The organism is Paraburkholderia bryophila (genome assembly GCF_003269035.1).
GTDB classification, from domain to species: Bacteria; Pseudomonadota; Gammaproteobacteria; order Burkholderiales; family Burkholderiaceae; genus Paraburkholderia; species Paraburkholderia bryophila.
This window is the reverse complement of sequence record NZ_QLTK01000047.1, coordinates 17,024-39,407: the sequence shown is the minus strand read 5'-3', so window position 1 is coordinate 39,407 and position 22,384 is coordinate 17,024. Positions and strand designations below refer to the sequence as shown.

The window sequence follows — 22,384 nt, the reverse complement described above, 5'->3', positions numbered from 1 at the left end:
ATCTTCACCTTCTATGAATCGCTTCATCCGGTCACCCATGCTGAATGAGTTAATCCAGTTTAGGCGATCAGCGCGTTTTCACACAAGCTCGACCCAGCAGCGACGCTGGACGTCAACGTCAACGTTAAAATCGTCAAGGTCATGTCGACGCAATCGTCGCAGCGAATCATCGAGGTCATCGAGGCAGCGGGTTTTCATCCGTTGGCGAGAGCCTGAATGAAATGAACCGCTGCCGATAAAAGCATCGACCAGAACACCCTTTTCCTAACGGACATCCACCATGAAAAACCTTCGCGCCTTTCGCATCTTCTGTCTGTTCAGCAGCCTGGCGTTCGCCGTCGCGGCCGCGCCGGTTCACGCGCAGCAAAGCGGCACCATGCCCGGTATGCCCGGCATGAAGATGCCGGCTTCGACGAACGCCGGCGCGAGCGATTCGACGCAAGCGTTCAAGGCCGCCGACGACAAGATGATGCAAGGCATGAGCGCGCCCGCCTACACCGGCGACGCCGACAAGGATTTCGTCGCGCATATGATTCCGCACCATCAGGGCGCGGTCGAAATGGCGCAAGTGGAATTGCAATACGGCAAGGATCCGGAGTTGAAGCGGCTGGCGCGCAACATCATCAGGGCTCAGCATGAGGAAATCGCGTTCATGCAACGCTGGCAGGCGAAACACGGCGTGAAGTAAAAGACCCGGCGACGAACCGCCTGGCGACAGCTTCCTGGCCGTCCTTGGCGTTACGCCTCGAACACCTCGGCACACGCCTGGCGTACCCGTTCGATCACCGCGGGCCAGCGTCCCCCCAAAGGCTGACGAAACAGCCGCATGGTCTGCGGATACCACGGCGAATCGTCGCGTTCGAGCATCCAGCGCCAGTCGACGGCCTGCTCCGGCAGCATCACCCAGCAGCGCGTACCGACCGACGCGGCGAGATGCGCGATCGCCGTGTCCACGCAGATCACCAGATCGAGTTGCGCGACGATCGCGGCGCTATCGGCCATGTCCTGCGTGGCGGAGCCGAGATGCAGCAGCGGCTGTCCGGCGGGCGGCGCTTGCGCCTCGTCCTCGCCGTCGCCTTTTTGCAGACTCACGAAGCTCACGTCGGGCAGACGCCAGAGCGGCGCGAGCGACGCAAGGGACGATATCGAGCGGTTCGCGTCGTTCTGGTGTAGCGCATTGCCTTTCCAGACGAGTCCGATTCTGCGGCCCGCAGGAAGCACCGCGAGCCGCTCGCGCCAGGCGTCGAGGAGCAACGGGTCCAGCTTCAGTCGAACGGGCGCCGGAATCGTTTCTGTCGTTGTCCGCAGATAAAGCGGCGCACTCAACGGACTCGTCCAGTAGTCGTAACGTGAGGCCGCAGCCCACCCGGCCTCGTGCGTCAACACCACGTCGACGCCTTCCACCGTGGCGAACAGTCGATGCAGCGACGCGGCGCAAACAAACGCGACTTCAGCCGCGCCTTGCGCCTTCAGCAGCGTCAGATAGCGGCCAAAATGAATCGCATCGCCGAGCCCGCCTTCCTGCCAGACCAGCAGTTTTTTCCCCGCCAGCGGTTCGCCTTGCCAACGCGGCCGCCCGACGACCTTCTGCGTCTTATGCTGCATCGACCCGGGGTCCGCGTGACGCGCGTCGTACAACCGCCAGCCTTCGTCGAAACGCCCCATGCCCAGCAGCAGCGTGGCCAGCGCGAACCTCGCCATGTGATAGTCGTCGCGAACAGCAAGCGCCTGCCGGTAGGCCGCTTCCGCTTCCGGCAGACGGCCCAGTTCCTTCAGGATGTTGCCGAGGTTGCTGTGCCCCATGACGAAATCGGCACGCAGCGCGATGGCACGCCGATAGGCGTCGGCCGCTTCGCTCCAGCGGCCTAGCGGTCTCAGCACGGTGCCGAGGTTGTAATGAAACTCGAGACGATCGGGCAGCAGGCGCGACGCCTGCCGGTATGCCGCTTCCGCTTCGGCCATGCGCGCCTGGTCCTGAAGCAGTGAGCCGAGCTGGTTGTGAACCTCGGCGAGATCCGGACACACGTCGAGCAATTGCCGCAACAGCGCTTCCACGTCGGCAACGCGGCCGAGTCCCTTCAGCAAGGTGGCGAGGTTCAGGTAAGCGTCCGCGAAACGGGGATTCGTTGCGATGGCGCGGCGCCAGTAGGATTCGGCGTCGGCCAGACGGCCCAAGCCAAGCGAACTGACGGCCGCGAGTTGCAACGCCTCGGCTAACTGGTCGGCGGGCAACGGCGGCTGCAAGTCGAGCAGCGGCTTCACCTTGTCGAGCGCGTCGGCGAATCTCGCCGACGGATCCGGCTGCGCTGTCGGCTCGTCTTGAGCGGAACCGGAAGGTTCGCTAAGGGAAGACGGACACATAAGCCGATCGATCAGCGTTCGATCTTCGACATGACCGCCGTGGCCGCGTCATAGCGATAGCCCTTCTGCGCCAGTTGCTGGGCCATCGTCGCGCCGATCAGTTTTTGCTGCGTGTCGCGCGAGATCAACTCGTGATCCGGCTTGAGCCGCTCCAGCTCCGACGAGAGCCGTCGCACCAGCACGACCTCTCCGGTGCTGCGCGCGTCGATGAAAATGATCCGCTCGGTCGCGAGACCGAGGCGTTGCTTGAGATCTTTAGCATGCGTCACCCATTGCTCGGCATTCGCGTGAAGCTCGTCGAAAGCCTTGGTGTGCGCCTTGGCTTGGGCTGCCAATTGACGCTGCAGCGCAGCGATTTCCTCGGCGCTGTCGGTCTCGTCCTCTTTGGCGTCCGGCTGCGGGTGGCGTCGATTGTGTTTGGCGGCGGCGTGCGGCCGTTCCGCGATGCGCTGCTGCAGTTCGGCTGCGTGCTGTTCGGCGGCGTCCGCGCGTTCCTTCGCCGCCGTCGCTTCCTGCGATAGTCGCGTCAACTCGGCGCCCGCGGCAGCCGCCGCGGCGGTCAGCGTGCCGACCTGTTCGCGGCTCGCGTCGAGTTCCGCCGACTGCGCCTGACGGCTTTCTTCCAGCGCGGCGAGTTGTTGCCGCGCGTGATCGTGTTCCTGCGTGAGCCGCGCTATCTCGGCCTCTTTGCCAGCAACACGCCCGGTCAGGACTTCGTGCGCCTGGCGTGCCTCTTCAAGCGTGGCCTGGGTGGCGGCGAGCGCCGCGCTTTCCGTCGACAGGCGCTGCTCCAGTTCCTCGATGCGCGCCTCGGCGGCTTGCGCGCGCGACGTGGCCGTCGCCGTGTCCTGCGCGGCTCGCGCCGCCTCTTCCGACTTCGCCTGAGCGGCGTCGCTCAAGGTGGCGGCCTGCTGCTGCGCGTGGTCGCGTTCGTGCGTGACGCGGGCTATCTCAGCGTCTTTGCTCGCGACCAGTTCGCTCAATACGTCATACGCCTGGCGTTGTTCTTCAAGCGAGACCCTGGTGGCCTCGAGCGTCGCCATTTCCACACGCGCTTGCTGCTCCAATTCCTGAATTCGCGCCTCGGCGGTTTGCGCGCGCGAGGTGGCCGCAGCCGCGTCCTGCGACCACCGTTGCGCCTCGTCCGACTTCGCCTGACAGGCGTCGTTCAACGTCGCGACCTGCTGCTGCGCGTGATCGCGGTCTTGCGTGACGCGTGCTATCTCGGCGTCTTTGCCGGCCACCACCATGATCAACGCTGCGCGAGCCTGGCGCTCTTCTTCGAGCATGGCATTCGTGGCCGCGAGCGTGGCGCTTTCCACCGACGCTTGCTGCTCCAGTTCCTCGATGCGCGCCTCTGCGGTCTGTGCGCGCGTCGTCGCCGCGGTGGCATCCAGCGACCACCTGTCCGCTTCTTCCGACTTCGCCCGAATTGCCTCGTTTAACGTAGCGATCTGCTGCTGCGCGTGATCGCGGTCCTGCGTGACGCGCGCTATCTCGGCGTCCTTGCCGGCCACCACCGCGATCAGCGCTTCCCGCGCCTGACGTTCTTCTTCGAGTGTTGCCCGGGTAGTTTCCAGCGCAGCGCTTTCCGCCGACACGCGCAGTTCCAGTTCCTCGATGCGTGTCTCGGCGGCTTGCGCTCGCGAGGTGGCGGCCGCCGCGTTTTGCGACCATCGGCTCGCCTCCTGCGACTTGGCCTGACACGCTTCGTCCAACGTAGCGACCTGCTGCAGCGCATGGTCGCGTTCCTGCGTGACCCCCGCGATCTCGGCGTCTTTGCCCGCCACGACCACGATCAACGCCTCACGCGCCTGACGCTCTCCGTCCAGCGTCGCTCTGGTCGCTTCCAGCGCGGCGTTTTCAACCGATGCTTGCTGCTCCAGTTCTTCGATGCGCGCCTCGGCGGCTTGCGCGCGCGAGGTCGCCGCGACCGCGTCCTGCGACCATCGGTCCGCCTCTTCCGCTTTCGCCTGACATGCCTCGGTCAACGTCGCAACCTGCTGCTGCGCGTGATCGCGTTCTTGCGTGAGCCGCGCTATTTCGTCGTCCTTGCCCGCACTGGACGCCACCAGTTCCTCACGCCCCCGACGCTCCGTTTCGAGCGTCGCATGGGCGGCTTCGAGCCTGGCGTGGTCCGCCAGCGCACTCTGCTCCAGTTCCGCAATGCGCGCCTCGCCCGCTTCGGCGCGGCGGCTTGCCGCCACCAGCTCCGCGCCGAGGCTCAAGGCCGTGTCTTCCGACGCCGCCAGCGCACGCGTTTGCGCGGCAAGCCGCTCGCGCCCCGCCTCGACTTCTTCGATGGTTTTCTGATACTCGGCGAACGCCTCGTCGCGTTCGGAGAGCGCGGCGTCGAGGTGCTGGCTGAGCGCGCTGAGGCGCTGGTTGAACGCTTTCTCCGCCTCGTCCTGCGAAGCGGTCCAGATGCGGTCCGCGGCGCTCATGATCGTTTCGGCCACGCCGGTCGGCAAACCGCTTTGGACCTGCGAGTCCGGCGTGCTGGGCAGGCGCGCTTCGCGCCAGCGCTGCAAAGCCTCGACGATTGCAACCAGCGAACCGCCTTCGAGTTCTTTCCAGATGGCGACGGGCGAGACGCGTTTGTCTTCGTCAACCATGCGATCGGCGATCGCGGCGACCCGCTCATCGGTGATTGTGTCTACGTCCCTGGACATAAATGCCTCAAAATCAATGTGGCCGGGCGGAAGAGCTAAAGTCTCCCATACGTTACTACGTCCCGCCACATTCTCGACGAAAGGAAAATGACAGCCAGCACGGCGTGGACCGGTGTCAGAACCCATGCCGTCAGGCACCGGGGCCGGCCTCGACTAACGTCCGTATCGCGAGCTTTACATTCATCCGCGAATCCGGCTAGCCGTGTTCAATGACAGGTATCAGGTTTATTCGGCCACGCAGGGACGCGCTTCGCGCTGCTTCAATAGCGCCTCGAAACCCTCGACAGGTAGCGGGCGGCAAAAATAGTAGCCCTGATACGCGTGGCAACCGGCCGCCGCCAGGAAGTCCCGCTGTGCCTCGGTCTCGACGCCCTCGGCGATCACGCCCAGGCCGAGGCTGTGGGCGAGCGCCACGATGGTTCGCGCGATCACGGCGTCGTTGGGGTCGACCAGCACGTCCCGCACGAACGAACGGTCGATCTTCAACTGGTCCAACGGCAAGCGCTTCAGGTACGAAAGCGACGAATAGCCGATGCCGAAATCGTCGAGAGAAAAGACGACTCCTCTCGCTTTGAGCGCCGCCATCTTCTGAATAATGTCCTGCACGTTGTCGACCAGCACGCTTTCGGTCAGTTCCAGCTTCAGGCGGTGGGGCCTTGCGCCGGTTCGACCGATGATCGCCACGACCTTGTCCACGAAGTCCGGTTCGCGGAACTGCTGGGCGCTGACATTGACCGCGATCGTGAGATGCGCCAGGTCCGCTTGCGTCGCCCAGGCCGCCAGTTGCGCGCAGGCCGCCTCCAGCACCCAACTGCCCAACGCGAGGATCAGCCCGGTTTCTTCCGCCACCGGAATGAAATCCGCCGGCATCACGATGCCGCGCTGCGGATGCTGCCAGCGCACCAGCGCTTCGACGCCGGTAATCCGGTCGGCGTCGATCTGCGCCTCGTAATACAGCAGGAACTGGTTCTCTTCGATCGCCGTGCGCAGCCCCGCGTCCAGCGCGGCCCGCTCCATCACGACGGTCTGCATCTCGGGATCGAACAGCCGCACGGCATTGCGGCCGCGTTCCTTGGATTTGTACATGGCCAGGTCGGCCTGTTTCAGCAGTTCGTCGATCGACGCCTGATGGCCGATGAACACGGTCGCACCGATGCTCGCGGTGCTGCGGTATTCGATCTCGCCAAGCTGATACGGACTGCCCAGCACGGCAAGAATCGTCTCGCCGAGCGCTTCGGTCTGTTTGGCGGCCTGCTGCCGTTCTTCGTGCAGATTACCCAACACCACCACGAATTCGTCGCCCCCCACCCGCGCCACGGTGTCGGTCTCGCGAACGCTCACCGCAAGGCGTTGCGCCACCTGCTGCAGCAGCAGGTCGCCTTTGTCATGGCCGAGCGTATCGTTCAGCGTCTTGAAGTGATCCAGATCGATGAACAGCAAGGCGCCGCACGCGTCGCTGCGGGCGCTCGCCGTCATCGCCTGCTTCAGGCGCTCCAGCAACAGGGTACGGTTGGGCAAGCGGGTCAGCGCGTCGAAGAACGCGAGCTCCTTGATGCGCTCTTCCGCGATCTTGCGTTCGGTAATGTCGTGGTGCGTGCAGACATAGTGGCTGACCATGCCGTTCTCGCCCATCACGGCGGAAATCGTGAGCCATTTGGGGTACACCTCGCCGTTCTTGCGACGGTCCCAGATTTCTCCCTGCCAACCGCCAGCCCGATGAATCGTTTCCCACATCGTGCGGAAGAACGCGACGTCGTGACGGTCCGAGCGGAGGACCTGCGGCGTTTTGCCGACGATTTCCTCGGCCGTATAGCCGGTGCACTCGGTGAAGGCCGAATTCACGCGCAGGATTTTTGCGCCGAAGTCGGTGATCATCATCGGTTCCATGGAGTCGAACGCCACCGCCGCGATGCGCAGTTCGGCCTCGGCCTGTTTGCGTTCGGTGATGTCCCGGCCGCTGGTGCGAAAACCGATGCCATTGCCTCGGGAGTCGCTGATCGGCACCCACGAGACGGACAACCAGATCAGCGCGCCGTCCTTGCGGACACAACGAAATTCGAGATCGTCGCCGCGAATGCCCCGCAGGCCCTTCTGAATTTCAGGTATGACACGCGCAAGATCCGCCGGATGAATCACGGTGCCGGCAAAGTCGGGCATCGCCATGCATTCGCCGACGGTGTAGCCGATGTACTCCTCGACGGACGAATTGATCCAGCGCGGCTTGCTGTCCGGTCCCCACCAGACTTCCCAGTTCACCGTGCAATCGGCGATCGCGCGAAACTTCGCCTCGCTCTCGCGCAGTTCCCGGGTCATCGACGAAGCGAGCCGCAGCGCGCGGCCATGGCCGGTCATCATGAGCCAGGTGAGCAGCGCCAGCAGCAGGCTCAGGCCCGTGCCGGTGGCCGCGATCTGCAGCGCCGCGTTGCGGCCGAAACGGGCTTTGAAGTCGTCCTGAGCGCTCATCGTCAGCGTCCAGTCGTGTCCGCCGACCACCAGGTATTCATTGGCCGATATATCGGTCGGCAGATGCCCGGCCGACCCAGGCGTTCTATGCAGCAATGCCGCGGACGAGGGTTCGACGCCGTCGTAAATCGCGATCGACAGACCGGGCGGCTGCTCGCCGTACAGACTGGCGATCACGTCGTGCATCCGGAACGACGAGTAGACCCAGCCGACCAGGTGCGCCCGCCGCTGGGCGACGCTGTCCTGTGGCTGCCCGCGCGCGTAGACCGGCAGATACATGATGAAACCGGGGCGCGCGTTGGTCTCGCTGTCGACCGCCAGGCTGACCTTGCCGGACACGGTCGCCATGCCGGAGTCGCGCGCCTGTTCCATGGCGCGCCGGCGGACCGGGTCGGCCCAGGCGTCGAAGCCGGGCTCCACGCGATTCAGGCCGACCGACGGCGAGCGTTGAATGACGGGCGCGTATGCGTCGCGCGCGCCTTCGGGGACGATGCCGTAGCCGCGCAGGCCTTGCCGGCGCATGGCGCCGATATGGTCGTTCTTTTGCGCCGCCGGCACCCATGCCACCAGACCGATGGCCTGAATACCGGAGAAGTTGGCGTCGAGATTGAGCGTGTCGACGTAGTCGCGAAAGCGTTCGCGGTCCATCTCGCCGCCAGCGGCGAACAGGCTCTGCACGCCGCGCAGCAGCAGCTCGTACGTGCCCATGCGCTGTTCGATGCGGCTGACGGCGTCGCCCAGCGAAAAGTCGAACTGCGTGAGCAGTTCATGACGCGCTGCTTGCCGCTCGTGGTCCCACAGTACCCACGTCACACTGAGCGCGGCCGACAGGACCAGCAGCGGCAGGATGGCGATCCGCGCCCAACTCACGGCGGCGTCGGGAAATCGACCATCGCATCGGCGAGGTCGGGTTTGAAATACTTCTCGAACAGGCGCCGCACGGTGCCGTCCGCGCGCATTTCATCGACCAGCGCGCGCCACTTTACCCGCTCCGCCGGCGACAATGCCCGCTTCGACATGATCAGGCCGTGAGGCACGGCGGGGTCGTCGAATTCCACGATGGTGGTCACGTCGCGGATTTTCTTTTCGTCGATTGCAGGGTAATCGAAAGGCTCGATGATCATGCCTTGAATGCGCCGGAGGATCAGCGCCTGATACAACGGATCCAGCCCGCCCGCCTGGCTGACGCGGTTTTGGGCGGCCAGCGCGTCGACCAGCCGGTTCGCCGATTGGCTATAGCGGAAGCTGCGAATCACGCCGAGCTGGAATTGACGGTTGTTTTCGAAATCGGCCGGACGCTGGATGCCGGCGTCTTTGCGCACCAGCAAATAGTATTTGTTGCTGAAGTACCAGGCGAAGTCGGCGTACTGATTGCGCTCTTCGTTGGCAATGCCCGACAGGCTGAAATCGAGGCCGCCGGATTCGATCAGCTTCCAGATTCTGGCCCGCGACATGAGGCTGACACGGATCTGACAGCCGCTGCGCCGCTGTAGCTCGTCGGCGAAATCCTTGTCGATCCCGCTGTCCGTGTCCACGGAATAGAGCAGGCCATGATCGTGTAACGCGAGCGTAAAGGTACGCGAACAGTCGGGACCCGCGGCGAAAGCGCTACTCAAACAACTCAGCGCCAGCAGCAGGCCACCAAGGCCGTGTCGAATCACAGTGGCTCCATCGTGCGAAGGAAGGTGGCTTAAATAACGCGTTCGATCCGAGGACACGCTTCACGCTGTATCGGCAACGCGCTGCCGTTCTTGAGCGGCGGTCGTATTTTGGCAGCTATTGTGGCGGGTTTGTATTAATTACGTCGGAATTTTGCAAAGGCGGGAGCGGCGCCGTACATAGCGGCTAACTTCCATGCCGGCGGATTGCTCGTCCAGGTCGTACATGGCGATCGACAGCATGAAGATGAGCGCCAGCAAACTGGCCAGAATGTGGCGCAGCAGGCAGAGAATCCGCGCAAATCCGGCAAGCGCATCGTGCGCCCGGATCTGGGCGCGGGCATTGCCGTGGGCAGAGACGGCGTCCATGTCATGATCCTCGCGGATCGGGGCGTTCGGTTTGCCGCGCATTACACTACGTCGCAACAGACCCCCGCGCGGGCACGGCCTGCTCCAATGCCGATGCCGATGCCGCCGCAACCATCGCCAGGAGGAACACCCATGAGCGCCCCTGCCCATCCCGCGCCCGACTTTCGACGGCAGCGCGCCGTCGGCATAGCCGGCATCGCGGTCGCCTCGCTGTTTGCGTCAGGGCTCTGGCTCGGCATCGACTTTTTCATGTCGCCACTGCCCGGCATGGACAGCCTCGGCGCGCGCATGCTGCTTACGCTCAAATGCTGCTGCGCCGCCGTGCTGTTCTGCCTCGTGACGGGCATCGAAGCCGTTGCGCACGAGCGATTGACCTCACCCGCGTTCGATCCGCTGGCGGGATTCGAAACGCGCCGGTTGCGTGTCAATCAGCGGTACCTGCAGAACACGCTGGAGCAGATCGTCGTGTTCGCCGCGGCGTTGTTCGGCTTGGCCGCCTACTCTCCCGACGGCTCGTCCATGCGCGCGGTCGTGGCGACGACCGTGCTCTGGATCGTCGCGCGAGCCGCATTCTGGCTCGGCTATCATCGCAGCGCCGCACTGCGCGGGCTCGGCGCGCCGGGCATGGCGATCAGTATGATCGTGCTGCTATACGTGGTGAGCCGGTTCGGGCAGGAGATCGCGGGGACGATTGGGGGCGTCGTGCCGCTCGCTGCGTTTGTCGCGATCGAGGCGGTGTTGTTCTGGGAGACGCGGCCGGTGAAAGAAGGTTGATTCGAGCGAGACAATCATGTTGAACGGCAAGCGAATTTCGATGGTGGCCGCCATGGCCACCAACCGCGTCATCGGCGCCGCGAACGATATTCCGTGGAAAGTACCCGGCGAGCAACGCCGCTTCCGCCAACTCACGGAAGGACATCTCGTCGTGATGGGTCGGCGTACGTACGAATCGATCGGCCGGCCGCTTCCCAATCGGGAAGTACTGGTTATCGGCACACAACCCGTCGTCGCCATGGAAAACGTGACAACCTGCCGTTCGTTTCAGGAAGCCGCCGAGTACATCGCGAACGACAGGCGAGACCAAGTTTTTATCGCAGGCGGCGAGAAGATCTACCGCCTGTTCTTGCCGTACGCGGACACGATCCATCTCACCGAAATCGATCTGATGCCGCCGGGCGACACGCTATTTCCAGAACTTCCGGCGGCGGACTTCGATTGCATCGAGACCGCCCGTGTGGACGGACCCACGCCGTATACGTTGCTGACCTACCAGCGTATCGCCTCAATCGCGCTATAACCTGAAGACCGTCACGGCCGCGTGCAGCTTGGCTGCCTGATCGTCCAGCGATTGCGCCGCGGCGGCCGCCTGCTCCACGAGCGCCGCGTTCTGCTGCGTCACCTCGTCCATCTGCGTCACAGCCTGGCCGACCTGGTCGATGCCCTTGCTCTGTTCATCGGAAGCCGCGGCAATCTCGCCCATGATGTCCGTCACACGCGTCACCGCAGCGATGATGTCGCGCATGGTTGCGCCAGCCTGCCCCACCAGTTCCGTGCCCACGCTCACATGCGTCGTGGACGCGTTGATCAGTTCTTTGATCTCCTTCGCGGCGGATGCCGAACGTTGCGCCAGCGTTCTCACTTCACCGGCCACGACCGCGAAGCCCCTGCCCTGTTCGCCGGCGCGCGCCGCTTCGACCGCCGCGTTCAACGCGAGAATATTGGTCTGAAACGCAATACCGTCGATGATCCCGATGATGTCCGCAATCTTCGACGAGCTCTCGCTGATCTCGCTCATCGTGCCGACCACATTCGTGACGACCTGACTGCCGTGCCCCGCGATGTCGGAAGCATTCGCCGCCAGACCGCTCGCCTGACGCGCATTCTCCGCGTTTGCCCTCACCGTGCCGGTCAACTCTTCCATACTCGCCGCGGTTTCCTGCAACGAGGCGGCCTGCTGTTCCGTGCGCGATGAGAGATCGGTATTGCCGGAAGCAATTTCCTTCGACGCGGTGCTGACCGACGCGACCGATTCCCGCACCTCGGTCATGACGCCTTTGATACGGTCCATCAACTGGTTGAATGCGGTTGCGGTCTGGCCGATTTCATCCTTGCCGTGAACCGGCGCGCGCAGCGTCATATCGAGCGATTCGCTCGCCTGCTGCAGCGTGCTCTGGATGCCGAGCAGCGCGCGCTGAATCGAACGCGACAGCACCATGATCCAGCCGACCACCAGCGCCAGCACGAGCACCATCACGGTGACCACCGTGCGCTCCGCATTCGTGCTGGTGCCGATGGCCGCCGCATCGCGTTGTTCGGCCTGCTGGTTCGCTTCTTCGATGATCTGTTCGATCGACACCTGCAGCGGCTGGAAATCGGAGTGATAGAGCGCGGTCACCTGGTCGTTCGCTGCCTTGGAATCGTGAGCGGCCAGATCGATCAGTTGTCGCGACTTGCGGTCGTACGAGGTCCACGCCGCGATCACCTTGCTGAATCGATCCTGTTGCTCGGGCGATTCGAATAGCGGCAGGATGACGCTCGACCACTTGCTCACGTTTCGTTCGGCATCCGCAAAGACCTTTTTGGTGTCGTCGGTGGACGGATCGAGTTCGATAGTCGACAGTGCGCTTCCCTTGATCTCCGCGAGACCGCGCGCCTGCTTCTCCAGCCGATGCGAAGCAGCCTGCGCGTTGCTGACCGAATTGAATCCGATCGACGTCACCACGGTGCCGCAACCGATGGCGAGAAACGTGACTAACATGAGCAGCCGAAGCTTCAACTTAATCGTCATAGGAATAATCCGCAAAGTCAGAATACCTAATTCATGCTTTCGGCATATTCCGGAGAAAACTTGAGCTGTTATGCATAATTTATGCCGTACCCGACAATTCCCCGACGGCGATTTCAAATTGAAAGAATCGCTTGCCGGGGCTTGTTGACCGTCGGATATAAAGCCTTACAATTTCTTTGTTTAATAATAAAAATGGAACACTCAATGACCGCCGTGTTTTTTAAACGTAGTTTGATGTTTGCTATTCCCTCGCTGCTGGCCGCTCTGGCGATTCAATATCACGAGGTCGGCAAACTGACTGGCTATCAAGTAGCCGTCAATCTGATCGTATTTTTGCTGGTCGGCATGTTATCCGAAGCGGTGGATTCATGGCGCAAGCGAAGAATCGGCAAAAGCAGATTCGCACTGATTGCAGAGACTGCAGTCTGGGGCGTTATCGCTATCGGTATGCTGGTTTTCTTTTACCGCATGAGTTGAGCTTTGAACATGTTGCACATGCTTCGTTGAAACCTTCTATTAAGGCGGCGAGACAATGCACGCCCTGCTTCCAGGCGCGCTATTCATGCACTTCAAGCTGCGGCCGAATCAACGCTTCGAACCATTCGATAAACGCATTCAGCCGCCGCGACCGCTGACGCCGGTGCGGATACAACAACGAAACGGGCATGGCCGCCGCGCGAAAATCGGGCATCACTTCAACCAGTTCGCCGCGGTCCAGCAAGTGCTGCACATCGAAGCGCGGAATCTGCATCAGCCCAACGCCCGCGAGACAGCAAGCGATATAACTTTCGGCATTGTTGACGACGACTTGCGAAGCCACGGCAACGCTGCGGAGTTCGCCTTCCACGACGAATTCCCACGGCTGTTCCCGCGCGTTGGTCGGCGACGCATAACCCACCATCTCGTGCCCTTGCGCGAGTTCGTCCGGCAGACGCGGTGTGCCTTTGGCGCGGAGATAGTCGGGGCTTGCGCAGTTGATCACCGCGAAATGGCCCAACGGATGCACCACGAGACTGCTGTCGTGAAGCTGCCCCGCCCGCACGACGCAATCCACGCCTTCGCGAACGAGGTCGATTGCGCGATCGGTCGATCCCAGTCCCAGGTGCAAGCGCGGATAGCGCCGCAGGAAACCCGGCAGCGCAGGCGCGATCAAACGACGGGCGATCCGGCTGGGGACGTCGACACTCAAACGCCCGGACACTTCTTTCTGGCGTGTCTGGAACAACGCGTAGATATCTTCCACATCGCCGAGCAACGGCCGCACGCGATCGAGCAGTTGATTGCCGTCGGCCGTGAGTTGCACGCGCCGCGTGGTGCGATGAAGCAGCCGCGTCGCCAGGCTCGACTCGAGTTCCTGAACCGCCGCCGACACCGACGCGCGCGGCAGATCCAACGCGTTGGCGGCCTTGATGAAACTCCCCATCTCAGCGACCTGGACGAAGATGCGCAGTTGGTCGAGTTTATCCATCGGTGCGTCCTTCAAGGCTTCGTTCAACGGCACAGCGGGCCGCCGCGACTGGCCTGCTCGACAGCCACGGCGTCCGCATGTCGTGGCTTACTTCGTGGTGTAGCCACCGTTGATCAGAATCGTTTGACCGGTGATCCACCAACCGTCGCTCACTAGGTGACGAATAAACGGAATCACGTCTTCTATATCGGTGAGACCGGTTTTGGAGAACGACGACAACGCCGCGGCGGTCTTGTGATACGCCACCGCCTCTTCGCCTTCGGCGGGATAGAAGAACGGCGTATCCATCGGTCCCGGCCCAACTGCATTGACCGAAATGCCGCGCTGGCCGAACTCCTTCGACGCCGCCCGCGTGAAATGCTCCACCGGCGCCTTGGTGCCTTCGTACGCGGCATAGAACGGCGTGTACGCGCCGAGCAATGACGTAACGAGCGTGACCACCTTGCCATGATCGTTGACGTTCTTGCCGGCCTCTTTCAGAAAGAAGAACGCAGATTTCGCATTGACGGCGCTCATCTCGTCGTATTCGGCCTCGGTGATTTCCACGAAAGGCTTCTTGAGTACTTTGCCGACGGTATTGATCGCAATGTCGGGTTTGCCCACCGCCGCAATCGTGTCGGCGAACAGCTTTTCGACGGCGCTCGCGCGGGTCAGATCGGCCTGAAATGCGGCAGCGCGCGCACCGGCGGCTTCGATAGCGGCGACAGTTTCATCGGCCGCTGCTTTACTCGAGGCGCTGTTGTAGTGAATCGCCACCGCGGCGGCGCCCTGCCGGGCCAGATCCCGCGCGATCAGTCCGCCGAGATTTTTCGCGCCGCCGGCGATCAGAACGACCTTCCCTTTGATTGAATGGTCAGCCATGGGGTTCTCCATCTGTGATTGGTAGGGAATTCGAGTCTAATCGCCTGCCGCCAATAGATCAGGCCGCGTTTCCTGGATAGATCATCCAGAGAATCGGACCAATGACGGGGATTGGCGGCTCGGTCTGGAGAACCCGGCGGGCGTGGGCGCCGATCATGGACGGCCTTTTGTTCTGATCAAAGCGGTGCACGGCGCAGCGTGCATCACATCTCGCTTCGCACCGCTCGACCACCCACTTGCACGGCACCGTTCCAATAGCGAGCCTGCAACGTACAGGGCTGGCCGCGCGCGTCGCCCTGTAACAACGTGATGTTTCGCTCGAGCAAAGTCGCCAGCGCACCGGCCGCTACCCCGGTTGCCGGATCTTCCGCGTGGGGTTCGAGATGATTGAAATTACGCCCAGCGTAGGTCTCGTCATCGAGGCGGCAATACACGTATAAGCCCGACACGCCCTGCTCCCGTCCCCAACCGGCGATTGCCGGGAGATCGGGCTGCAAGGCGTCGAGCACGGTTCGATCGGCCACTTCCACCAGCAGCTTGGCACTGCCCACCGACGCGAGCCTCGGCAAGCCGATCAGATTAGCGGGATCGGTCCGCAGCAGGCTTGCCGTGTCAGCGACCTCGACACTTAGCGGCGGACAACGCTGCGGACTCGCTTCGACAAAAATGCTCTGGTCGAAACGCGTAATGTCGAGCACCTGCCCGCGCATGCTCGTGACGAACCGGGTGCGCTGGGCATCAGGATTGCGCTCGAAGAACACTGCACTGGCGGCAAGCGTTGCATGCAGGCAGAGTGGGCTGCGCATGTGCGGATAGAAATAGTCCAGTTGCGTCTCACCGGCGGCATTCGTTTCCACGAACACCGTTGCCGCCGCGTTTTGCCGCTGGGCAAACGCAAGGCGCTCGGTCTCGGCCAAAGCCGACTGCTCGACCACGATAGCCGCGTTACCGGTTCCTTCATGACGACCAAAGCAAAGCATGCGATGCAGTTTCATTGTTTTCACGTGTGCTGGGTTTAGAGTGGAAATCATCCTTCAGTTCATGCCGACCCAATGGTCCAATCGTCCGGCTGCGTTGAAAGGCTAGAGATGGGGTAAGCGGCGCGCCTGGGATGCGAAGCCAAATGCGGTTTCACGGCGCCAGCCGCCCTCTCACTGTGCCTTGGTCGCGGCACAGGCCAGCATGGCATCGCCGATCGCATGCTCGCCCTGTGCGTTGAGCGCCGCACCCGCGCCATGAATATCCCGCGCGTCTTTGTTTTGGCCCAGCTTGATCTTGCCGATCAGTTGCGTAATCTCGATCTCGATGCCGACAATCGCTCGCAACATTGCATCGATATAGTCGCTGGCGCTATCCGTCATTTTCCACGGGCTCGGCTGCGACGCCTCATGAACGCGCGTCAATCGCGCGACCAGTCCGCGCACGTAGCGCTCATCGTCGTGAATCGTGATACGGCCGTGCGCATGCACCACCCGGTAATTCCATGTCGGCACCTGCTTGTGAAACTCGTGCTTGCTCGGATACCACGAAGGCGAAATATAGGCATCGCCCGCGCGAAACACCACGAGCACCTCGTCGCCATTGTTTAACTCCTGCCAGAGTGGATTCGCGCGCGCCACGTGCGCTTTGAGCACGCCATGGGCTTTTTCGCCGGCATCCAGTTCGAACGGCAGGTGATTCGCGTCCATGCCGCTCTTGCCATGCGAAAACAGCGTGCCGAACGGGTGCGCCGCGATCAGTGCGTGCAGCACCTCGGCGCGCGGCTCGTTGAATTGACTGGGGATGTACATAAAGGCTCCGTGCGGGGCGAAAGGTTTTGCGTCGTTCGGGAAATTTTCGCGGTAAGCTGGATTGATTGGTAGAGCCAGTTTCGTGCATTTTCCTTGGACCAGAAACCAACCCATGGCCAGAAAGCCTAAAACCGCGGAAATTCCATCGATCGGCACGCTGGATCGAAACGCCGGCCATCTCGGGCGTCAACTCGCGCAGGCGCTGCGTCACGCCGTCAATCGGGGCGACCTCAAGCCCGGCGAACTGCTGCCGTCCACGCGCGCGCTCGCCATGTCGTTGCACATCGCGCGCGGCACCGTGATCGAAGCGTTCGATCAGTTGCTCGCCGAGGGGTTTCTGACATCGCAATCGAGAGCCGGCACGCGTGTGGCGCAAGCGCTCGCGCCCGTCGCCAGTACCGGCGAACGTCCGAGCCTCGTCGAGCCCGCGCCTTTGACAGAGCGTGCCCGCCTGTTCACCCAGGTAGCGCGCCAATTTTCGGTGGTGCCGGCGGCGCCCTTCGCGGTTTCAGTGCCGGTCGGCCCCGCCGCGCCCGACGATATCTGGCGCAGGCTCGGCAACCGTCTGCGGGCTCGCGGACCCGGTGCGCCCGCAGGTTATGGCGATCCGAAAGGAGCACGCGTGCTGCGCGAGGCAATCGCCGATTACGTGAGGAAATCGCGCTCGGTCCGCTGCGACGCCGACGAGGTGATCATCACGAGCGGCACGCAACAAGGCCTTTACCTGTCTTGCCAGGTGCTGCTGGACGCCGACGACTCGGCGTGGGTAGAAGACCCCGCGTACCGCGGAATTACCGCGATTCTTGAAAGCATCGGCCGTCCCGAGCGCATGATCCGCGTGCCTGTCGACGCCGAAGGCATGAACGTCGACGCCGGTATCGCACTCGACCCGCACGCACGCGCGGCGTTCGTCACGTCGTCGCATCAATACCCGCTCGGCATGCCGATGAGCATGGCCAGGCGCAGCGCGTTGCTGGCCTGGGCCCGCGCGAATCACGCGTGGATCGTCGAGGACGACTACGACAGCGAGTTGCGTTACGCAGGGCATCCGTTTCCGTCGCTCCAGGGGCTCGACCCGGATCGGGTGATTTACCTCGGCACGTTCAGCAAGATCCTGTTTCCGTCGTTGCGGCTGGGTTACGCCGTGGTGCCGAAGAACCTGGTCGAGGCGTTCTACGGCGCACGCGTGCTGATGGATCGCCATCCGCCCAATGCGGATCAGCACGTACTCGCGGCATTCATCGCGGAGGGTCACCTGGACCGGCATATCCGGCGCATTCGCGGCGTGTATGCGGACCGCCGCGCTCGAATCATCGAGACGATCGAGCGTGTGTTGCCCCGCGAGGTTGCGTGGCTACAGCCGTCCGATCAGGGCATGCATATGGTGCTGTGGCTCGGTGGCGGCGTCGACGACCAACGGGTCGCTTTGCTAGCCGCCGAAGCCGGCGTTGCCGTGCGGGCGGTGTCGCCCATGTATGCGGGCGGCAACGGCCCCATGGGTTTGATTCTGGGCCTGGGCGGCTTCAGTAATGAAGAAATTGAAATCGCCACCGGACATCTCGCGGAAAGTATCGCCACGGTGGCGCGCGACACGCCCTGCGCTATTCGATAATTTTCCCCGCAGCGGACGCGAGATACGTCCGCACGAGTTCACGAATTTCAGCAAGAAGCAGGGCCCGCATGGCCGGTTCTTCGTTGGCGGTAATCACCACGCTCTTGAGCATATGGAGCAGAACGACCGCCATCACTTTCGCCCTGGCCGCGCTCAGACCGGGTATCGCCTTGCTCAGGATATCCGCGATTCCGCCACGCATCGCGAGGCGAAACCGCGTACGTTCGTCGGCGCTGCCGCCGCGCGCATCCACGAGTGCCACCGCAAAGCTGCGTTGCGACTGAAGCACCAGCATGAAGTCGACGAATGCGTCGGCCACGCCCTCCAGCGTCATGTCGGGAACCTGGCGCGCCATGTCGGCCAGTCCATCCTGAACGTGCCGCGCATAACGCAGCAGCAGCGCGTCGGCGAGCGACTCCTTGGAGGGAAAGAATCGATAGAGCGAGCCGATCGCGGTCGCGGAACGGGCCGCGATCTCGGTCATCGTGGCGGCGTCATACCCTTTTTCGGTGAACACGGCGACCCCGGCTTCGAGGATCGCGGCGACGCGCAGACGGCCCCTTTCCCGTTTCGGTTCTGAAGCGCGCGCGGTGTCTGCGGCAGGCTTGGGCGAGATCATGCTGATGGACCGATATGTGAGGATTTGATAGGAATTCCTCGCATATTAGCACGATGTGGTTTTCAGGAAACTGCCGTGAATCGTGAACCTATCTACGAGATTATTTGACGCGCCATCTTACCGTTTGACATATGAGAGGGTGTCCTCTACTATATTTTGCGAGGATGTCCTCGCGAAATTTCAGATCAATGAGTCAAGCCGATTCATTTCTCCCTACCTTCAAGGTGACCGCATGCAGCAGGTTTGGTCGTTTTTCGCCGGCGCGCTTCTGTGCAATTGCATCCCCCACCTGGCTTCCGGATTGCAGGGCCTGCCGTTTCCTACGCCGTTCGCCAAGCCCCGAGGCGTCGGCGATTCCTCGCCTGTCGTCAATGTCGTTTGGGGATTTGCCAACCTCGCGGTCGGCGCGCTGATCGCGGCTCGTCATACGAACCTGACGGAGATCGGCACGGACGCGTTAGCCGGCCTCGCGGGCGCGCTTGCGATTGGGACTTACATGGCACTCCATTTCGGCAAAGTGCAACGCGATAAGCGAGTGCGTTGATGTCCACGGGGTGGTCCCTTTCACAGTTCCCGGACAATCTGCTAGACTTAGCCCTGCATCCAGAGTTGGTACCAAACGGTACAAACGCCAACCTGCCTCCCCGGGCAAGGTGGTTGCCTCAAGGCGATGCGGCCGATAGTCGGCAACGAAGCGGGAGCGGCATAGCTTGCACCGGTTCGAATTCAATCTTCATCCGGAGTCGCTATGAAACGGGATCTCTCCTCGTCACCCGCATTGAAATCGGAAGACAACTGGTCGCACTGTCTGCCCGGTTTTCGATTGACCCACACTCTCCATCTCGTCTCCGACGTCAATCTCGACGTAGTCGCTCAGGCCGCCGCGCATCTCAAGAGCAGGCACGCGCCCGTCAATCACTGGGCCGTGGTCAAACGCGGCAAAATCCTCGAACAGAAAATCACGCTCGACGACATCAGCGAGCAACAGGCAAGAGTATTGCGCGAACATCTGCTGACGCTTGAAGACGTGTTGCGCGTTCGCCTTGAACATCGTTTCGTGCGGTGCGAAGCAGGCGCTGAACCGACCTCCTTCATGTCGTAAGCGAGTCGCTCGCGCGCGGCCGCTTCCGGCTTCTGCAACGCCGAGCGGACGTTCCGGTCCGCTCAGGCCGACGGCTCGGGCGCGCGCGGGCGATTGACCAGCGTGACAAGCACGTAACTCATGATCGTCAGCATGAACCACGCCCCCAGCTTGCCGACAGACACCATCGACCAGCCTTGCATCTGGCTGGGGTAGAGCCACGCATGGCTAAGCGTGCCGAGGTTCTCAGCGAGCCAGATAAACACGGCAATCAGGAAAAAGCCCAGTAACAAGGGCATGCGGTGATAAACCGAGCCGATGCGAAAGTAGACCTGACAGCGGCGAAAGGCGAATGCCACGCCGAGCATCAACAGGTATCGGCAATCGAACCAGTAATGGTGCAGAAAGAAGTTCACGTAGATTGCCGCCGACAAAGCCAGCGTCACCTTCAGCGACGGATGCGCGGTGAAACGCAGATCGAACTCGCGGCAAGCGCGTGTGATGTAGCTACCGACCGACGCATACATGAACCCGCTGAACAACGGCACCCCGCCAATGTGCAAATACGAAGCCTCGGGATAGACCCATGAGCCGACCGCGGTCTTGAACAGTTCCATGCCGGTGCCCGCAACGTGAAACAGCAAGATCACTTTGACCTCGTCCCATTCCTCCAGGCGCAGCCAGACCAGCAGGATCTGAATCACCACGGCGGAAAGCGTCAACACGTCGTATCGGGGAATCACCGCATGAGCCGGGTACCAGAGATGCGTTCCGACCAGTAACGCGACCATGAGGCCGCCGAACAGGCATACCCACGCCTGCTTGATGCCGAAAACGAAGAACGTGTGCAGCGCCGACGGCAAGTGTCCAGGCCCATCGGGTACGCGCAGAAGTCTTGCGATAAGGGCCTCGAGACGAGGGCTGCCTCGATAGGCATCGGTGTCCAGTTGCATGGGTTCGGATCTTTTTTGTTCAGTTCGAGCGGGTGTCGAAGCGTATGACACGGATCGCCTCGTGGTGAGTGTGATCGCGGTGCGTGGCAGCAGTGTAGCCGTGCAGCCATGCTATCCGGCACAGCTTTTCTCATTGCGCATACCGACCTACGGCCAGGCGCCGGAAACTGCTGCGTCGCCCCGGCCGTTCCCGCTACACTCACGCGACCGTCGCAGAGTCCATGCGAAGAGCGACGGATTCAGCGAACGCGCGATAACGCGTGAAAGGAATACACGGCATGCCCACAGCCCCGAATCACCAGGCAGACAACGCACACCTCACCCCGCGAACCACGCTCGAAAGCGCCCTCGCCGCCACGCCACGCGACGCGGCCCTGCATCGCACGATGGCCGACGCGCTGCGTGCGGACGGCGATGAGCTCGGCGCCCTCGCGCACCTGATCGCGGCGCAAACGCTCGACGCCTACGCGACCCATCAGCCGGACGCGACGACCGCGACCCTTTGCGACGTCGCGACGGGTTACATGATGAAAGGCGACGACGAGCGCGCCGCGCAGTGGTACCGGCTGGTGCTGGCGCTGGACCCGAACGTTGCGATCGCGTATCTGAACCTCGCCGCGATCCACGCGAACGCCGGCGAACTCGCCGAAGCGCACGCATGCCGCGAGCGCGCGTATGCCTTGCAGCGCGTCTTCGTCGAACGCGTGGGTTCGCCCGCGCTGAACGTATTGATCCTTTGCGTGGGCAGCGGTATCGGCAACATTCCGTTCGACGCGTTATTTCCCACCACTGTGTGCTGCCGGATCAAATACGCAATCGACCACGCACGCGAAGAAGAAGACGCGCAGCTTCCGCCGTACGACCTCGTTTTCAATGCGATCGGCGACGCCGACGTCGCGGCCCCGCTTGCGGCGCGGCTCGAACGCTTCGCGGCACACTGCGAGCGTCCGCTGCTCAATCCGCCGGCGAGCGTCGCGAAGACATTTCGTCATCGGCTCGGCGCGTTGCTGGCCGGTCTCGACGATATTGCCGTGGCGCCCTGCGTGCGGCACGACACGCCACCCGCGTCGCGCGACGAACTCGAACGACGCCTTAGCGAAGGCGCCCTGGCGTTTCCGCTGCTGGTCCGTCCGGCCGCCACGCATGGCGGCGCAGGCGTGCTGCGCTGCGACTCGCTCGCCGCGCTCGAAGCTCGCCCCGACGCACTGGCCGGTCCGCACTATCTGACCGGCTTCACCGACTATCGGTCGACCGACGGCCACTACCGTAAATACCGGGCAATATTCGTCGACCGTGTGCCGTTTCCCTATCACCTGGCGATTTCACCGGACTGGATGGTCCACTATTTTTCGGCCGATATGGAACGGCACGCGTGGAAACTCGACGAGGAACGACGCTTTCTCGACAACGCGCGCGCCGCGCTCGGCGACCGTGCATGGGACGCCGTCGCGGCGATTGGCCAACGACTCGACCTCGACTACGGCGGCGTCGATTTCACTTTGCTGCCGGATGGCCGCGTGTTTGTCTTCGAGGCGAACGCGACCATGCTCACGCATTACGAGCGCAACGGCGGGCCGCTCACGCACAAGAACCCGTATATCGAGCGTATTTTCACTGCGTTCGACACGCTGCGAGCAAGCCGCGCCGGTCGCAAAAGGTAAGATGGCGCCTCCTGGCCAACGCCGCAGT

20 protein-coding genes, 1 pseudogene and 1 riboswitch are annotated in these 22,384 nt (G+C 62.7%); of the genes and pseudogenes, 8 read left to right on the top strand and 13 right to left on the bottom strand.

The window, feature by feature from the left end:
• Window positions 1-280 precede the first annotated feature (280 nt).
• Complete coding sequence (copM, locus tag BX591_RS34485; RefSeq protein WP_111935777.1) at window positions 281-688, top strand: CopM family metallochaperone; 408 nt, start codon at window positions 281-283, stop codon at window positions 686-688.
• Between the two features lie 50 nt (window positions 689-738).
• Here copM and BX591_RS34480 read toward each other — a convergent pair whose 3' ends face one another.
• The 6 genes and pseudogenes from BX591_RS34480 to BX591_RS34460 all read right to left on the bottom strand — a co-directional run bounded on the left by BX591_RS34480 (window position 739) and on the right by BX591_RS34460 (window position 9,523).
• Complete coding sequence (locus tag BX591_RS34480) at window positions 739-2,025, bottom strand: tetratricopeptide repeat protein (RefSeq protein ID WP_476739457.1); 1,287 nt, start codon at window positions 2,023-2,025, stop codon at window positions 739-741.
• Window positions 2,011-2,361: pseudogene (locus BX591_RS37425) on the bottom strand (tetratricopeptide repeat protein); the annotation flags it as partial. The pseudogene BX591_RS37425 and the gene BX591_RS34480, both read right to left, overlap by 15 nt.
• Window positions 2,362-2,372: 11 nt before the next feature.
• Complete coding sequence (locus tag BX591_RS34475) at window positions 2,373-5,033, bottom strand: DNA-binding protein (protein WP_111935775.1); 2,661 nt, start codon at window positions 5,031-5,033, stop codon at window positions 2,373-2,375.
• A 225-nt stretch (window positions 5,034-5,258) separates the two neighbouring features.
• Complete coding sequence (locus BX591_RS34470; protein ID WP_111935774.1) at window positions 5,259-8,366, bottom strand: bifunctional diguanylate cyclase/phosphodiesterase; 3,108 nt, start codon at window positions 8,364-8,366, stop codon at window positions 5,259-5,261.
• Window positions 8,363-9,157 (bottom strand): substrate-binding periplasmic protein, encoded by a 795-nt coding sequence (locus tag BX591_RS34465; protein WP_111935773.1) that lies wholly within the window; start codon window positions 9,155-9,157, stop codon window positions 8,363-8,365. Before BX591_RS34465 ends, BX591_RS34470 begins: the two co-directional genes overlap by 4 nt.
• A 138-nt stretch (window positions 9,158-9,295) precedes the next feature.
• Window positions 9,296-9,523, bottom strand: a complete 228-nt coding sequence (locus BX591_RS34460; protein WP_111935772.1) for a hypothetical protein — start codon at window positions 9,521-9,523, stop codon at window positions 9,296-9,298.
• A 132-nt stretch (window positions 9,524-9,655) separates the two neighbouring features.
• Here BX591_RS34460 and BX591_RS34455 point away from each other — a divergent pair, with 132 nt between their 5' ends.
• On the top strand, window positions 9,656-10,297 hold the full coding sequence (locus tag BX591_RS34455; protein ID WP_167444677.1) for an MAPEG family protein: 642 nt from the start codon (window positions 9,656-9,658) through the stop codon (window positions 10,295-10,297).
• Window positions 10,298-10,313: 16 nt separating this feature from the next.
• Complete coding sequence (locus BX591_RS34450; RefSeq protein WP_111935770.1) at window positions 10,314-10,820, top strand: dihydrofolate reductase; 507 nt, start codon at window positions 10,314-10,316, stop codon at window positions 10,818-10,820.
• Here the strand turns inward: BX591_RS34450 and BX591_RS37205 are convergent.
• Window positions 10,815-12,281, bottom strand: a complete 1,467-nt coding sequence (locus tag BX591_RS37205) for a methyl-accepting chemotaxis protein (RefSeq protein WP_276330795.1) — start codon at window positions 12,279-12,281, stop codon at window positions 10,815-10,817. The two genes, BX591_RS34450 and BX591_RS37205, sit on opposite strands and share 6 nt — an antisense overlap.
• A gap of 234 nt (window positions 12,282-12,515) precedes the next feature.
• Here BX591_RS37205 and BX591_RS34440 point away from each other — a divergent pair, with 234 nt between their 5' ends.
• Window positions 12,516-12,788, top strand: a complete 273-nt coding sequence (locus tag BX591_RS34440; protein ID WP_111935768.1) for a hypothetical protein — start codon at window positions 12,516-12,518, stop codon at window positions 12,786-12,788.
• Window positions 12,789-12,867: 79 nt separating this feature from the next.
• On the opposite strand, the gene BX591_RS34435 is transcribed toward BX591_RS34440, so the two are convergent.
• The 4 genes from BX591_RS34435 to BX591_RS34420 all read right to left on the bottom strand — a co-directional run bounded on the left by BX591_RS34435 (window position 12,868) and on the right by BX591_RS34420 (window position 16,430).
• Window positions 12,868-13,779 carry a LysR family transcriptional regulator gene (locus tag BX591_RS34435; RefSeq protein ID WP_111935767.1) on the bottom strand — a complete coding sequence of 304 codons (912 nt, stop codon included), beginning with the start codon at window positions 13,777-13,779 and terminating at the stop codon, window positions 12,868-12,870.
• Between the two features lie 87 nt (window positions 13,780-13,866).
• A complete protein-coding gene (locus tag BX591_RS34430) occupies window positions 13,867-14,640 on the bottom strand; it encodes an SDR family oxidoreductase (protein ID WP_111935766.1) in 774 nt (257 codons plus the stop codon).
• 203 nt (window positions 14,641-14,843) lie between these two features.
• Window positions 14,844-15,635 (bottom strand): PhzF family phenazine biosynthesis protein, encoded by a 792-nt coding sequence (locus BX591_RS34425; RefSeq protein WP_111935765.1) that lies wholly within the window; start codon window positions 15,633-15,635, stop codon window positions 14,844-14,846.
• A gap of 156 nt (window positions 15,636-15,791) precedes the next feature.
• The gene (locus BX591_RS34420) at window positions 15,792-16,430 is read right to left on the bottom strand and encodes an FMN-binding negative transcriptional regulator (protein ID WP_111935764.1); all 639 of its coding nucleotides are present in this window, start codon (window positions 16,428-16,430) and stop codon (window positions 15,792-15,794) included.
• 112 nt (window positions 16,431-16,542) lie between these two features.
• Between BX591_RS34420 and pdxR the strand changes: the two genes are divergently transcribed.
• A complete protein-coding gene (pdxR, locus tag BX591_RS34415; protein ID WP_111935763.1) occupies window positions 16,543-18,042 on the top strand; it encodes a MocR-like pyridoxine biosynthesis transcription factor PdxR in 1,500 nt (499 codons plus the stop codon).
• Here the strand turns inward: pdxR and BX591_RS34410 are convergent.
• On the bottom strand, window positions 18,032-18,661 hold the full coding sequence (locus tag BX591_RS34410; protein ID WP_111935762.1) for a TetR/AcrR family transcriptional regulator: 630 nt from the start codon (window positions 18,659-18,661) through the stop codon (window positions 18,032-18,034). The genes pdxR and BX591_RS34410 overlap by 11 nt on opposite strands.
• Window positions 18,662-18,743: 82 nt before the next feature.
• On the opposite strand from BX591_RS34410, the gene BX591_RS34405 reads away from it, so the two are divergent.
• Both BX591_RS34405 and BX591_RS34400 read left to right on the top strand, forming a co-directional pair.
• Window positions 18,744-19,205 (top strand): hypothetical protein, encoded by a 462-nt coding sequence (locus tag BX591_RS34405; protein WP_244218703.1) that lies wholly within the window; start codon window positions 18,744-18,746, stop codon window positions 19,203-19,205.
• 50 nt (window positions 19,206-19,255) lie between these two features.
• A riboswitch (SAM-I-IV-variant riboswitch) is annotated at window positions 19,256-19,365 on the top strand.
• A gap of 44 nt (window positions 19,366-19,409) precedes the next feature.
• Window positions 19,410-19,763, top strand: a complete 354-nt coding sequence (locus tag BX591_RS34400; protein WP_111935761.1) for a hypothetical protein — start codon at window positions 19,410-19,412, stop codon at window positions 19,761-19,763.
• Window positions 19,764-19,825: 62 nt separating this feature from the next.
• On the opposite strand, the gene BX591_RS34395 is transcribed toward BX591_RS34400, so the two are convergent.
• The gene (locus BX591_RS34395) at window positions 19,826-20,695 is read right to left on the bottom strand and encodes a DUF817 domain-containing protein (protein ID WP_111935760.1); all 870 of its coding nucleotides are present in this window, start codon (window positions 20,693-20,695) and stop codon (window positions 19,826-19,828) included.
• Window positions 20,696-20,973: 278 nt separating this feature from the next.
• Between BX591_RS34395 and BX591_RS34390 the strand changes: the two genes are divergently transcribed.
• Window positions 20,974-22,356, top strand: coding sequence for a hypothetical protein (locus BX591_RS34390; RefSeq protein WP_111935759.1), 1,383 nt, complete (start codon window positions 20,974-20,976; stop codon window positions 22,354-22,356).
• Window positions 22,357-22,384 lie beyond the last annotated feature (28 nt).